Annotated in this window: 8 protein-coding genes and 1 pseudogene; 8 read left to right on the forward strand and 1 reads right to left on the reverse strand. The window is 67.8% G+C overall.

Features of this window, described 5'->3' with window-relative positions:
* The first annotated feature begins 258 nt into the window (after positions 1 to 258).
* From GKZ92_RS06575 to GKZ92_RS06585, 3 genes and pseudogenes are all read left to right on the forward strand, one after another.
* Positions 259 to 1,497: pseudogene (locus GKZ92_RS06575) on the forward strand (DUF222 domain-containing protein).
* Between the two features lie 257 nt (positions 1,498 to 1,754).
* Positions 1,755 to 2,447 (forward strand): DUF5336 domain-containing protein, encoded by a 693-nt coding sequence (locus GKZ92_RS06580; protein WP_155225121.1) that lies wholly within the window; start codon positions 1,755 to 1,757, stop codon positions 2,445 to 2,447.
* Positions 2,428 to 3,246: an SAM-dependent methyltransferase gene (locus tag GKZ92_RS06585; protein WP_051406013.1), complete on the forward strand. Its 819-nt coding sequence runs from the start codon at positions 2,428 to 2,430 to the stop codon at positions 3,244 to 3,246. Before GKZ92_RS06580 ends, GKZ92_RS06585 begins: the two co-directional genes overlap by 20 nt.
* Positions 3,247 to 3,312: 66 nt before the next feature.
* On the opposite strand, the gene GKZ92_RS06590 is transcribed toward GKZ92_RS06585, so the two are convergent.
* A complete protein-coding gene (locus GKZ92_RS06590; RefSeq protein WP_155225122.1) occupies positions 3,313 to 6,891 on the reverse strand; it encodes an indolepyruvate ferredoxin oxidoreductase family protein in 3,579 nt (1,192 codons plus the stop codon).
* Between the two features lie 213 nt (positions 6,892 to 7,104).
* Between GKZ92_RS06590 and GKZ92_RS06595 the strand changes: the two genes are divergently transcribed.
* The 5 genes from GKZ92_RS06595 to GKZ92_RS06615 all read left to right on the forward strand — a co-directional run bounded on the left by GKZ92_RS06595 (position 7,105) and on the right by GKZ92_RS06615 (position 13,450).
* A complete protein-coding gene (locus tag GKZ92_RS06595) occupies positions 7,105 to 8,682 on the forward strand; it encodes a carboxyl transferase domain-containing protein (RefSeq protein ID WP_155225123.1) in 1,578 nt (525 codons plus the stop codon).
* A 59-nt stretch (positions 8,683 to 8,741) separates the two neighbouring features.
* Positions 8,742 to 10,802 (forward strand): acetyl/propionyl/methylcrotonyl-CoA carboxylase subunit alpha, encoded by a 2,061-nt coding sequence (locus GKZ92_RS06600; RefSeq protein ID WP_035755600.1) that lies wholly within the window; start codon positions 8,742 to 8,744, stop codon positions 10,800 to 10,802.
* 85 nt (positions 10,803 to 10,887) lie between these two features.
* Positions 10,888 to 12,033, forward strand: coding sequence for an acyl-CoA dehydrogenase family protein (locus GKZ92_RS06605; RefSeq protein WP_005201192.1), 1,146 nt, complete (start codon positions 10,888 to 10,890; stop codon positions 12,031 to 12,033).
* Positions 12,030 to 12,530 (forward strand): MaoC family dehydratase, encoded by a 501-nt coding sequence (locus GKZ92_RS06610; RefSeq protein ID WP_155225124.1) that lies wholly within the window; start codon positions 12,030 to 12,032, stop codon positions 12,528 to 12,530. The genes GKZ92_RS06605 and GKZ92_RS06610 overlap by 4 nt, the downstream gene beginning before the upstream one ends.
* 5 nt (positions 12,531 to 12,535) lie before the next feature.
* A complete protein-coding gene (locus GKZ92_RS06615; protein ID WP_005201196.1) occupies positions 12,536 to 13,450 on the forward strand; it encodes an HpcH/HpaI aldolase/citrate lyase family protein in 915 nt (304 codons plus the stop codon).
* The last annotated feature ends 18 nt before the right edge of the window (positions 13,451 to 13,468 follow it).

The raw sequence follows: 13,468 nt of genomic DNA on the forward strand, positions 1-13,468 counted from the left end.
GGTTGCCGCGTAGCGGTTTCCTTCACCCTTGCTGCCTGAGGTGCGAGGAGCGCAAGCGACGAGCCACGAAGGTCTGGTGAGCAGATGTCGCCAGCCCTTCGTGGCGCTCGCTCCTTGGTTAGCGGGGTGACGGGGGGAGATGTGTTGCAAACCTCCAGTTCTCAGGGTCGCGAACTATCCTGCCGCCACTGACAAATCACCGAAAACTGCTGTGGAATACCTACAGTACTCAAACGGATGTTCGATTACCATGGCGTCATGGCACCGCTCGAATCCCTCCTCGACCAGCTCGCGGGAATCACTCCACCCACAGACGATCCCACTGGTCGCACGACAATTTCCGAACTGGAGCTCTGGAGAAAGGTCCGGAATCTGGCTGATCACCGAATCGCCACTTGTGCAGGCGATCTCGATGATCTGCGTGTCGCGGAGAAGGCAGGGTCGACCACCAAGAAGCTGCTGATCGAGATGTGATTCCCGCCGGTGGTCGCCACTCGGGCGATTCGTATCGCCGACAGCATCGGCACCTTGAGCAGGCTCGAGAGTTGCGCGGCCGACGGAAACCTCTCGGGAGAGGTCGCCGACGCCATTGTCCGTGGCATGACAATCATCGAGAAGCGTTCACCCGCCGCGCTTTCCGGCAACGACCGTGGCACCTACGAGAGCGGACTCCTCGCCCAAGCCCTGTCAGGTGCCACACCCGCCGAGATACAAAAGCACGCGCAGACGATCGGCAACACCATCGCCGACGACGAGGGCGGTATCCCCGCGTGCGACGACCGGTCACTGGATACGTTGTCGCACCGGGTGACCGATGACAGCCGCGTGGAGATCAACGCCAACGTCACCCAGGCCGTCGGCGAGAAGTTCATCGCGATGATCGACGAACGCTCGGTGCCGTGCCCCGAACCCGACGGCTCCCCAGACCGACGCTCAGCAACCCAGATCCGTGCCGACGCAATGGAGGTGCTGTTGGATCAAGCCGCAGTCGGCGCTGCGATGGACACCATCGGCACACCACGCGCCCAGATATTGCTGACCATCCCCGCCGACGGTGGTGACCCCGCATCCCTGCCCTGGACCGGCCCGACCACCCACGCCATCGCCCGACAACTGTCCTGCGACGGAACCCTGACCGAGATCGTCATCGACGGTGATACCGTGCCGCTACAGATGGGTCGCGAACGACGACTCTTCCCACCGCACCTACGCAAAGCGATCATCATCCGCGACCAGAGTTGCATCAAATGCGGCGCGCCACCATCGCACACGCAGGTGCACCACATCGAGCACTGGTCCGACGACGGCGACACCGACCTCGACAACGGCTGCCTGCTCTGCCAACGCTGCCACACCCAGGTTCACCACAACGGCTGGGACATCATGATGGGCTTCGACCGACACCCGTGGCTGATCCCACCGGCCGACATCGACCCCCGACGCCGCCCGTTACCCGCCTACAACCGCCGCACCATGCGACTCGACGACGCCGCCTGACACAGCAGACTTTCGCGCAGTACCTTCCGCGCCCCGGCCACCAACCGGGACCGCATCCGTCCCGTGACAAGTCCACAGTGTGAACACCGAATCTCCGATCCGTGGCCATCGGCACGAGCGGGGTCTGGTTCCGTGCGACGACCGGTCGAATGAATCTCGTCGCCGCAGGTGCATCGGGGTTCTGGTCGGCTTACCCTGGCCCGCAGGTCGCGACGACGAGGCGCGATCGTTCGGGGGTGAAGGACGAGGAGTGCACCGTGAATTCAGGCGATCCCAACCAGCAGCAGGGCGTTCAGCGGTCACCGGCCCCACCCGGGCAGCCGCAGACCGGCGGATTCCCCAGCAATCACGGTGAGACCGGGCAGTTCCAGGGCGGACGGCCCACCGGAGGGGTTCCCGGCCAGCAGTGGGGTGAAAATCCACCGGCGTACCAGCACTCGACAGGTGGTTGGGGTCCCGCGTCCGGCATGGGTCCTCAGCGAATGGGGCCGCGGCCCGATCGGTCGGTGATCTTTGCCCTCGGTGCGGCGGTCGCCGGGATCGTCACCTACTGCATGGGCTTCGTCAGCTGGATCACCGCGTTGCCCGGGGCGCAGCAGGGGCTCGATTCGTGGGAACGCGATTTCATGGAAGGGCGGGACAGTATCCCCGGGTTCTTCTCCGACGACATCGTGCTGAACCCCGGCAAGTTCTTCGTCGTGCTCGGCGTCGTCGGGGTCGCGACGACGTTCATGCTGGTTCCCCGATATCGAAAGGCCCTGCCCTTCCTCGCCGTGATCGCGCTCGCCGGGTGGCTGGCACTGTTCGCCTCGGCGTTGATCATGCCGCCGTCCGTCGAACTCGGGGCCGGCGCCATTCTCGGGCTGATCTTCGGATTCGTGCAGGTGGCGCTCCTGATGACCGCATCGTTCTTGTACGGTCTCAAGAAGGATGACGCCGCAATCTCCTGACGTACACGTGCAGCCGGCCGGACTTCTCGGAGACCCGCTGGCGGATGCTCTTCGTCGTGCGGGCTGCGTGTTCGCCGAGGACGAGGCCGAGCTGCTAAGCCGGCACGCCGCCGGTCCAAACGAACTCGCCGACCTGTGCGCACGCCGGATTGCGGGTGAGCCACTCGAACATCTGCTGGGGTGGGTCCAGTTCGGGAACCTCCGGCTCAGCGTCGGGTTCGGTGTGTTCGTGCCGCGGCAGCGATCCCTGCTGCTGGCGCAGGAAGCCGTCGACGCCGCGACGGGGCGGCCCGGAGCCGTTGTCCTCGAGGCGTTCTGCGGAGTGGCGCCGATCGCCTCCGCAGTCGCCGCAGCCGTCGATGGTGTGCAGGTGCACGCTGCCGACATCGCCGCCGATGCGCTCGTCCACGCCCGGCGGAACCTGCCCGTCGACGCGCAGATCCATCACGGCATCGGTTTCGACGCCGTTCCCGAGTCACTCCGCGGTCGCGTGGATGTGATCGCAGCCGTCCCGCCGTACGTTCCCGATCACGCCTTCGGACTGCTCGCGCCGGAAGCGCGTGACCACGAGCCCCGGCGTGCCCTGACCGGGGGAGCGGACGGCCTCGATCACGTCGACGCACTGATCACCGGCGCCCAGACATGGCTGTCCGGTGACGGGGTCCTGCTCATCGAGATGAACGTCGGGCAGTTCGACGCCGTCGCCTCCCGCGATGGTCACTCGTCGCCGTTCGTGATCGACGCCGTCCCCGGCGAGGACGGCCAGACCGTCGTCGCGCGCTTCCGGCGGCATCGCTGAAACCCGCTCCTGGAGAGCCGATTCCAGGAGCGGTGTTCAGCGACGGGTGGCTTCCGGGGCGGGGTGTCAGATTCCGAGGCCGCCCCGCAGCCGGCTGACCTCCGCCCGGTACTTCTCGACGTTGCGCATCTTCACGCTCTCGTAGCCGCGCACCATGTCGGGGAGGCCGGCGAGTTCCACCACGGCCGGCATCTCGGCGTCGCCGACGCGTCCGCCCTGCACGGCGGCCAGCAGTTGGTCGACGATCTCCCGGTACTCGACGATCAGCGCACGTTCGGTACGACGGATCTCGTTGCGGCCGAACGGGTCGAGCGGTGTTCCGCGAAGCTTCTTCATCTTCGCGAGCGTGCTCATCGGACGGTTCGCCCAGGCACCGAGGGACATCTTCTCCCGCATGCCCATCTGGCGCAGTGTCGGCGGATGCAGCCGGATCGAGACCCCGGCGTCCTCACCGAACTGATCGGCGACCTTCGCCGCGAAAGCGGCATCCTGCGTCAGGCGAGCGACCTCGTACTCGTCCTTGTAGGCCAACAGCTTGTACAGGTTGCGCGCGACCGCATCGGTCAACGCGTCGTTGTCCGCGCCGCGGTGCACCCGTTCGACGACGTCGAGATACTCACGCGCGTAACGCTCGTCGGCGTAGGCGATCAGCTCGTCGTAGCGGAGTGCCACGGTACGCGTGAGCTCGTCGCCGAAACCGCTCGCACGGACCACGCTCATCGCGTGGTCGGACGGCTCCGGTTCCGTGGACGCGGCGCCGTGCAGCGAGGCGATCGTCGCGGACACGGCATCGGCGTCGGCCACCGCCTGACGTCCGCGCCGGAAGGCCTGCACGTTGGCGTCGACCGCCACGCCGTTCAGTTCGATCGCGCGCTCGATCGACGAGGCCGAGATCGCCAGTGCGCCTGCCTGATACGCCGCACCGACCATGAGCATGTTGGCGAACTGCTCGTCACCGAAGAGTGCGGTCGACAGCGCCCCGGAATCCAGGTAGAGGCCGCGGGTCACCTTCGCGTCGATCGCGGAGTGGATCGCGGTCTCCGCCGGGAAGCCCACCGAGGTGTCGATGACCATGAGCCCGGTGGGAACCTGCGTCGTGGACACCACGGCGACGGTCTTCTCCGGTGCCGCGACCTTCAGATTGACCGGATCGGTGCCGACCAGCGGGTCGCAGACGAGATAGAGATCGCAGTCGTCGGAGGCGACCTTGGCGGCCTGCTCGACCTCGTGCGGCGCGACCTTGATGTCGCTGACGACGGCACCGCCCTTCTGTGCCAGGCCCGTCATGTCGACGGTGCGGGCGGCATGGCCGTCGAGGACCGCCGCCGTGGCCAGCACCTGCGACACGGTCACGACACCGGTGCCGCCGATGCCGGTGACCCGCAGCGAGAACGTGTCCCGCACGGCGGGCAGCGTTGGTTCCGGAAGCAGTGCGCCGGGGAGGTCGGTGGCGCGGGCCCTGGTCCGCGTCGTTTCCGGGGTCACGGTGACGAACGACGGGCAGTCGCCTTTCAGGCACGAGTAGTCGAGGTTGCACGAACTCTGGTCGATCTGGGTCTTGCGCCCGAACTCGGTCTGCACCGGGTGCACGGACAGACAGTTCGACTTCTCGCCACAGTCGCCGCAACCCTCACAGATGCGTTCGTTGATCATCACCCTCGTGGTGGGGGTGGGCATGGTGCCGCGCTTGCGCTTCCGGCGCTTCTCCGCGGCGCAGTGCTGATCGTGGACGAGGACCGTCACCCCGGGTACGCCGGCGAGTTCGGTCTGGACCTCGACCAACTCGTCGCGGTGGCGGACCTCCACCTTCTTGGGAAGGCCCAGCGCGCGCGTACGTTTCGGATCGTCGGAGGTCACGACGATCTTGCTGACGCCCTCGTCGACGAGGAGGGAGGTCAGCCGCGGCAGGTCCATCTCACCGACCGGGTCCTGGCCGCCGGTCATGGCGACGGTGCCGTTGTAGAGCAGCTTGTAGGTGATGTTCTCGCCGGACGCGACGGCGGCCCGGAGGGCCAGCGAGCCCGAATGCATGAATGTGCCGTCACCGATGTTCTGCACGAAGTGCCGGGCGGAGACGAACGGAGCCATGCCGATCCACTGCGCACCCTCGCCGCCCATCTGCGTCACCCCGGCGACGTCGCCGACCTGGCGCGGGTCCATCAGGAGAACCATCGCGTGGCAACCGATTCCGGCGCCGACGAGGGTGTCCTCGGACACCTTGGTCGAGCTGTTGTGCGGGCATCCCGAGCAGAAGTACGGCGTGCGCACGGCGAGGGGGAGTTCGATGCGGGTACGACGCCGCGACTTCTTGTCGATCCACGCCTGCGCCGCGTCGACGTGATGGCGTGCCAGACGATCCGCGAGACCGCGGGTGACGGCGTCGACGTCGAGTTCGCCGAAGCGGGAGAACAGGGTCGATCCGTCCTCGTGGACCTTGCCGACGATCCGCGGTGCACGCGGATGCCGGTAGAGGATGTCGCGCATCATCGTCTCGATGAAGTCGCGCTTCTCCTCGATGACGATGACCTCGTCGAGATCACCGCGCGCGGTGCCGAACATGAAGCGATCGAGGATGTCCCGCTCGATCGGGTAGACCATCCCGAGCTTGAGGATGCGGATGCCGAGACGCCGCAGGTCGTCGTCGCCGATGTTCATCAGGCGCAATGCCTCTCGGAGATCGAGGTAGGTCTTCCCCGCGGCGACGATGCCGATCCGGTCGTCGGGGGTCGACACCACGATCTTGTTGATCCCGTTGAGCCGCGCGTACTCCAGCGCGCGGGGGATGCGCGTGGTGAGCTGATTCTGTTCGAGCTCCATCAGATTGGCGCCCAGGAGTCGACCGCTCGGGACGTGCGGACTGCGTCCGAGGTCGCCATAGGTGGGGATGACGCGGTCGGGATGGACGTGTGCGGTCGACGCGCCGTCGGCGACATGGGCCGAGATCTTCAGCGACGTCCATAGTCCGCTGACGCGGCTCATGATCGCCGCGTGCACGCCGAGGTCGAGGATGTCCTGCGAGTCCGCGGGGTAGAGGATCGGGATGTAGAGGTCGGCCAGGGCCATCTCCGACGCGCACGGCACCGTCGAGGACTTGGCGCCGGGGTCGTCGCCGACCAGTGCGACGGCGCCACCGGACGGATGCGTGCCGACGAGGTTGGCGTGCCGGATCGCGTCGGTGGCGCGGTCGAGGCCGGGGGCCTTGCCGTACCAGTAGCCGACGACGCCGTCGCGGGGCGTGCCGTCGGTGGTGGGAGCAAGGTCGGCAACCTGTGCGGCCACCTGCGAGCCCATCACCGAGGTCGCGGCGATCTCCTCGTTCAGGCCGGGCCGGTGGGTGATGTCGTAGGGCGCGAGCAGCTTGCGACGCCGGGCGAGTTCGAGGTCGTAACCGGCGAGGGGAGAGCCCTCGTAGCCGGAGATGAACGAGGCGGTGTTCAGGTTCTGGCGGCGGTCGACGCGAGCGCGGTCGCGGACGATGCGAACCAGAGCCTGGATGCCGGAGAGGTAGATGGTGCCCGACTCGCGGGCGTAGCGATCGTCGAGCGAGAAGTCGTCAGGAAGGGGCTCGGACGAGCGTGTTGCTGACAAGCCGGTTTGTGCGGTCGGCACCTGCTGGAAGCGTGCGCGGTCGTCTGCGAGGGTCATGGGATTACCTGGCCTTCTATGTGCGGTGGCCTTCTCCGGTCGTGCCGGATCGACGCATCGGTTGTGAGAGCCCGGGGGTGGTGGGCCTGCCACCACCCTACGAGATGGCGTGACGCGCGTCACGCAGACTGGTCACGAGTCGTGGGCGTGACACGCGCCACTCGATGGCGTACCATTCCGTTCAGTTAATCCCAACTAACTGAAGGGTCGACGGTGACCAGCACGCTCGACGGCTTCCGGGCCACGCACCAGCAGAATCTCGACCTGCTCCACCAGCGCCTGACGACCGTGGCCGCCGGCGGCGGGGCCAAGGCGCGTGAGCGCCACGTATCGCGCGGCAAGCTGCTGCCGCGTGATCGCGTCGACGGCCTCCTCGATGTCGGCTCACCGTTCATCGAGGTGGCGCCGCTCGCCGCGTTCGGGATGTACGACGACAAGGCGCCGGCCGCGGGCGTCATCGCCGGTGTCGGCCGCGTGGCCGGCCGGGAATGCATGATCGTCGCCAACGACGCCACGGTCTCCGGCGGCACCTACTATCCGGTCACGGTGAAGAAGCACCTGCGCGCGCAGGAGATCGCGGCCGCCAACCGGTTGCCGTGTATCTACCTCGTCGACTCCGGCGGCGCGATGCTGCTTCAGCAGGACGAGGTCTTCCCGGACCGCGACCACTTCGGCCGCATCTTCTACAACCAGGCGAACATGAGCGCCGCGGGCATCCCGCAGATCGCTGCCGTCCTCGGTTCCTCGACCGCCGGCGGCGCCTACGTCCCGGCGATGAGCGACGAGACGGTCATCGTCCGCAACCAGGGCACCATCTTCCTGGCCGGACCGCCGCTGGTGAAAGCCGCGACCGGCGAGGACGTCTCGGCCGAGGACCTCGGCGGCGGCGCGATGCACTCGTCGGTCTCCGGCGTCACCGACCACCTTGTCGACAACGATCAGCAGGCCTTGGCGAAGGTCCGTGAGATCGTCGCCACGCTCGGCCCGCGGGAGGCGCCGCAGTGGGAGACCATCCCGTCGCGGGAGCCGCTCCGTCCGCAGACCGACATCTACGACGTGGTGCCCACCGACTCCAGGACCCCGTACGACGTGCGCGAGGTCATCGAGATCATGTGCGACGCCGGTGAATACACCGAGTTCAAGGCCAACTACGGCACGACCCTGGTGACCGCGTTCGCGCACATCCATGGCCACCCGGTCGGCATCATCGCCAACAACGGCGTCCTCTTCAGCGAATCCGCCCTCAAGGGTGCGCATTTCATCGAGCTCTGCGATCAGCGCCGAATCCCGTTGGTCTTCCTGCAGAACATCACCGGGTTCATGGTCGGCAAGGCCTACGAGCAGGGCGGCATCGCCAAGAACGGCGCCAAGATGGTCAATGCGGTCGCGTGTGCGCGGGTCCCGAAGTTCACCGTCATGGTCGGCGGCTCGTTCGGCGCCGGCAACTACTCGATGTGCGGCCGGGCCTACTCGCCGCGGTTCCTGTGGATGTGGCCCAACGCTCGCATCTCCGTGATGGGTGGCCCGCAGGCCGCCGACACGCTGGGCACGGTGCGCCGCAACCAGATCGAGCGATCCGGGGACACCTGGGCGGCGGAGGACGAAGAGGCGTTCAAGGCACCCATCCGCGAACAATTCGAGCGGCAGTCCGACGCCTACTACTCGACCGCACGCCTCTGGGACGACGGCATCGTCGACCCCGCCCAGACCCGCACGCTGCTCGGGCTCGCCCTCGAGACCGCGCGGTACGCACCGCTGGCCGACGTGCGCTACGGCGTCTTCCGGATGTGAGAGCGGAGACCGACATGCCATCCCCGAGTTCACCCACGACGACAGAGGACCTCCAGACCGTGAGCACCAGACCCATTCGCAGCGTCCTGGTGGCGAACCGCGGCGAGATCGCCTGCCGGGTGATCGACACCCTGCGCCGCCTGGGAATCCGCAGCATCGCCGTCTACTCCGACGCCGACGCGCAGGCCCGTCACGTCCGCGAGGCCGACGTCGCGGTCCGGATCGGACCGGCAGCGGCCGCCCAGAGCTACCTCGACATCGACGCCGTCGTCGACGCGGCCCGCAAGACCGGTGCCGACGCCGTCCACCCCGGTTACGGATTCCTCTCGGAGAACCAGAAATTCGCCGCCGCACTGGCGGAGGCGGGCATCGTCTTCATCGGTCCGCCAGCGGAAGCCATCGCGACGATGGGCGACAAGATCACCGCCCGCGCCGCGGTCACCGCGCGCGACGTGCCGGTGGTCCCTGGCCTCTCGCGTCCCGGTCTCACCGACGAGGACCTGATCGCGGCCGCCCCCGACATCGGCTTCCCGGTCCTCATCAAGCCGAGCGCGGGTGGCGGCGGCAAGGGCATGCACCGCGTCGCCGACCCGGCCGAACTGCCCGCGGCTCTCCAACGTGCACGACGAGAGGCGGGCGCCGCATTCGGCGACGACGCCCTGTTCCTCGAGCACTTCGTCGACACCCCGCGCCACATCGAAGTGCAGGTCCTCGCCGACACACACGGCAACGTCATCCATCTCGGCGAACGCGAGTGCTCGCTGCAGCGCCGGCACCAGAAGGTCATCGAGGAGGCACCGTCGGCGCTGCTCGACGCCGTCACCCGTGCCCGGATCGGCGAGGCGGCCTGCGACGCCGCCCGCAGCGTCGGCTACACCGGCGCCGGCACCGTCGAGTTCATCGTCTCGGCCCACAAGCCGGACGAGTTCTTCTTCATGGAGATGAACACCCGACTGCAGGTCGAGCACCCGGTCACCGAACTCGTCACCGGAATCGACCTGGTGGAGCAGCAGATCCGCGTCGCCCGCGGCGAGGTCCTCGGCTTCGCCCAGGACGACATCACGCTCACCGGCCACGCCGTCGAGGCCCGCGTGTACGCCGAGGATCCCGCCCGCGGCTTCCTCCCCACGGGCGGCACCATCGAGCACCTCGTCCACCCGGACACGGCGTCGGGCAGCGGCATCCGCGTCGACTCCGCCATGCTCGAGGGACTGCGCGTCGGCAGCGACTACGACCCGATGCTCGCCAAGATCATCGCGCACGGCAGCGACCGCGAGGAGGCCCTCGAACGCCTCGACCAGGCGCTGGCACACACCCGCGTACTCGGGGTCGTCACGAACATCGACTTCTGCCGCTTCGTGCTCCGGCAGCAGGCCGTCGTCGACGCCGAACTCGACACCGAACTGCTCGACCGCCTGGTCGCCGATTACGTGGTGCCGCAACCCTCCCCGGAGGCGCAGGCCCTCGTCGGCCTCGCCCGAATCGGGGTCCGGGACCGCGGCGACGTCTGGTCGTCGGCGGTCGGCTGGCGCGTCGGCGAACCGGCTCCGGTGATCACCAGGCTCGTGAGCGGCGGACACCACTCCGCTGTGTCGATCAGCGTCGAACACACTGATGCGCAGTCGATCTCGGCCTCGGCGACCGTGGTCACCGAGGGTGGCGACGGAGCCGAGGGCGAGTCCTGGACGGCCGAGGTGGTCTACCTCCCCGCACAATCGGGCGACGGCCGCGAATCCGACCGTCTCATCGTCGGCGGGATCAGCCAGTCCTGGTCGTCGACGCTGATCGGCGAATCCTGGTGGGTGTCCGGACCGTCCGGCACCTGGGTCCTCGACCTCGCCCGTCCGCTGCTCGACGAGGCCGCCGACGATCGTGCCGGTGAGATCGCCAGCCCGATGCCCGGCACCGTGGTCGCCGTCGGAGCAGCGTCCGGCGATGCGGTGAGCAGCGGCGCGGCCGTCGTGGTCGTCGAGGCGATGAAGATGGAACACGCGCTGACCGCACCCGTCGACGGAACCGTCGACATCACGGTGAAGGTGGGTGACAAAGTGGATGCGGGACAGATCCTCGCCGTGGTCACCCCCGCGGAGAGCCGGGAGCCCGTTCCCGCCCCTTCGTGACGGCCCTCCGCAAGCTCCGGGCCTCCTCAGGGAGCGGAGGCTTGCTACCAATCGAATCGAAGCTACAAGAGTGAACAGGACTCTCATGGAACTCACGCAGGAGTACACAGACCTCATCGAGACGGTGCGCGACTTCGCGCAGACGGTGGTGGCACCGGTGGCCGCGAAACACGATGCCGACCACACCTTCCCGTACGAGGTCATCGCCCAGATGGGCAAGATGGGACTCTTCGGGCTGCCGTTCCCCGAGGAGTACGGCGGCATGGGCGGCGACTACTTCGCGCTGGCCCTCGCGCTCGAGGAACTCGGTAAGATCGACCAGTCGGTCGCCATCACCCTCGAGGCCGGCGTGAGCCTGGGTGCGATGCCGATCTACCGGTTCGGCACCGAGGAGCAGAAGCAGCAGTACCTGCCCGACCTCACCGCCGGTACCGCGCTTGCCGGTTTCGGCCTGACCGAGCCTGGGGCCGGCTCCGACGCAGGTGCCACCGCGACCACCGCTCGCGACGACGGTGACTCGTGGATCATCAACGGCGGCAAGCAGTTCATCACCAACTCGGGCACCGACATCACCTCGCTGGTCACCGTCACCGCGGTCACCGGGGTCAAGGAGAACGGCAAGAAGGAGATCTCGACGATCATCGTGCCGTCGGGAACCCCCGGGTTCACCGCCGAACCGGCCTACAACAAGGTCGGTTGGAACGCCTCGGACACCCACCCGCTCACGTTCACCGATGTGCGCGTGCCGAAGGAGAATCTGCTCGGCGAGCGCGGCCGCGGCTACGCCAACTTCCTGTCGATCCTCGACGAGGGCCGCATCGCGATCGCGGCGCTCGCAACCGGTGCCGCGCAGGGTTGCGTCGACGAGAGCGTCAAGTACGCCAAGGAGCGTCAGTCGTTCGGCAAGCCGATCGGGGAGTACCAGTCGGTGTCCTTCGCCATCGCGCGGATGGAGGCCCGGGCCCACGTCGCCCGCACCGCCTACTACGACGCGGCCGCGAAGATGCTGGCGGGCAAGCCCTTCAAGAAGGAGGCGTCGATCGCCAAGCTGGTGGCCAGCGAGGCGGCCATGGACAACGCGCGCGTCGCCACGCAGATCCACGGCGGCTACGGCTTCATGAACGAGTACCCCGTCGCCCGTCACTACCGCGACTCGAAGATCCTCGAGATCGGTGAGGGCACCACCGAGGTGCAGCTCATGCTCATCGCCCGTGAGCTGGGTTTCGCATGAGCGAGAACGAACAGGCACCCGTGAACCGGGTCGTTCAGCTCGGCCTGTGGTTCGAGGAGTTCACCGAGGAAACGCTCTACGAGCACCGTCCCGGACGCACCGTGACCGAGGCCGACAACGTGCTGTTCACGACGCTCACGATGAACACCCAGGCGCTTCACCTCGACGCCGCGTGGTCGGCACAGCAGCCCGGTTTCGGTGGACAGCGACTGATCAACTCCATGTTCACGCTGTCGACGATCGTGGGTCTCTCGGTCAGCCAGCTGACACAGGGCACACTGGTGGCCAACCTCGGTTTTTCCGAGGTTGCGTTCCCCGCGCCGCTGTTCGCCGGCGACACCCTCTACGCCGAGACACTGTGCACCGGTAAACGCGAATCCCGGTCGAGGCCGGGGGAGGGCGTGGTGAACTTGACCCACATCGGACGCAATCAGCACGGCGAGGTCGTCGCGCGAGCCGCGCGGGCCACGTTGGTGCGCAAGAAACCTACGGAGTGACGACGATGTTCTTCGACGGACCCGCCGACAATTCGCTCGTGAGCGGATCGAGCCTGGGCGATTCCCAGCTGTCCAACGCCTGGCTGCCGGCCGGGCCCGCACTGCTGTTCTGCCCCGCGGACCGGCCCGAGCGCTACCAGAAGGCCCTTGACCGTGCCGACGTCGTGATCCTCGACCTCGAGGACGCGGTCTCGCCGGAGAATCGTGCCGCCGCACGGGAAGCGTTGATCGCCAACCCGATCGACCCGGACCGCACCATCGTGCGGATCAACCCGGCCGGTACCGGCGACTACCGCCGCGACCTCGCCGCGGTCTCGGAGACGAACTACCGCGTCGTCATGCAGGCCAAGTCGGAGGACGTGGCGTCGATCCTCGACACCGCGTTCCAGACGATCGCGCTGATCGAGACGCCGCTGGGTGCCACCCGCGCCAACGACATCGCCGCCACGTCGAACTGCATCGGCCTCATGTGGGGCGCCGAGGACCTGGTCGCCGGACTCGGCGGGACGTCGAGCCGGTTCGGGCCCGGGGAGCCGCGCGCAGGCGAGTACCGCGACGTCGCCGCCTGGGTCCGGTCGATGGTCCGCATCGCGGCCGCGGCGCACGGCAAGTTCGCCGTGGACTCGGTGCATCTCGACATCGACGACGTCGACGGTCTCGTCGCCGAGGTTCGCGACGCGGTGGCCCTCGGTTACACCGCGACCGCGTGCATCCACCCGTCGCAGGTCGAGCACATCCGCGCCGGCTACCAGCCGTCCGAGGAGTCGATCGCGTGGGCGCGCAAGGTCATCGACGGCTCCGCCGAACACGGTGGCGGGGTCTTCAGCCTCGACGGTCAGATGATCGACGGCCCGGTGCTCCGGCAGGCGGAGGTCGTGCTGTCCCGCGTGGCCGAACGCCCCGCCGACGCCGACGCCTGATCCACGCCTGATCCCGCT

Origin of the sequence: Gordonia sp. 135 (assembly GCF_009720185.1) — a bacterium.
Taxonomy (GTDB): domain Bacteria; phylum Actinomycetota; class Actinomycetes; order Mycobacteriales; family Mycobacteriaceae; genus Gordonia; species Gordonia alkanivorans.

Coding starts and splice junctions, on each gene's coding strand:
- GKZ92_RS06610 (WP_155225124.1), top strand. CDS start 12,030: ATGAGCGAGAACGAACAGGCACCCGTGAACCGGGTCGTTCAGCTCGGC.
- GKZ92_RS06590 (WP_155225122.1), bottom strand. CDS start 6,891: ATGACCCTCGCAGACGACCGCGCACGCTTCCAGCAGGTGCCGACCGCA.
- GKZ92_RS06605 (WP_005201192.1), top strand. CDS start 10,888: ATGGAACTCACGCAGGAGTACACAGACCTCATCGAGACGGTGCGCGAC.
- GKZ92_RS06585 (WP_051406013.1), top strand. CDS start 2,428: ATGACGCCGCAATCTCCTGACGTACACGTGCAGCCGGCCGGACTTCTC.
- GKZ92_RS06615 (WP_005201196.1), top strand. CDS start 12,536: ATGTTCTTCGACGGACCCGCCGACAATTCGCTCGTGAGCGGATCGAGC.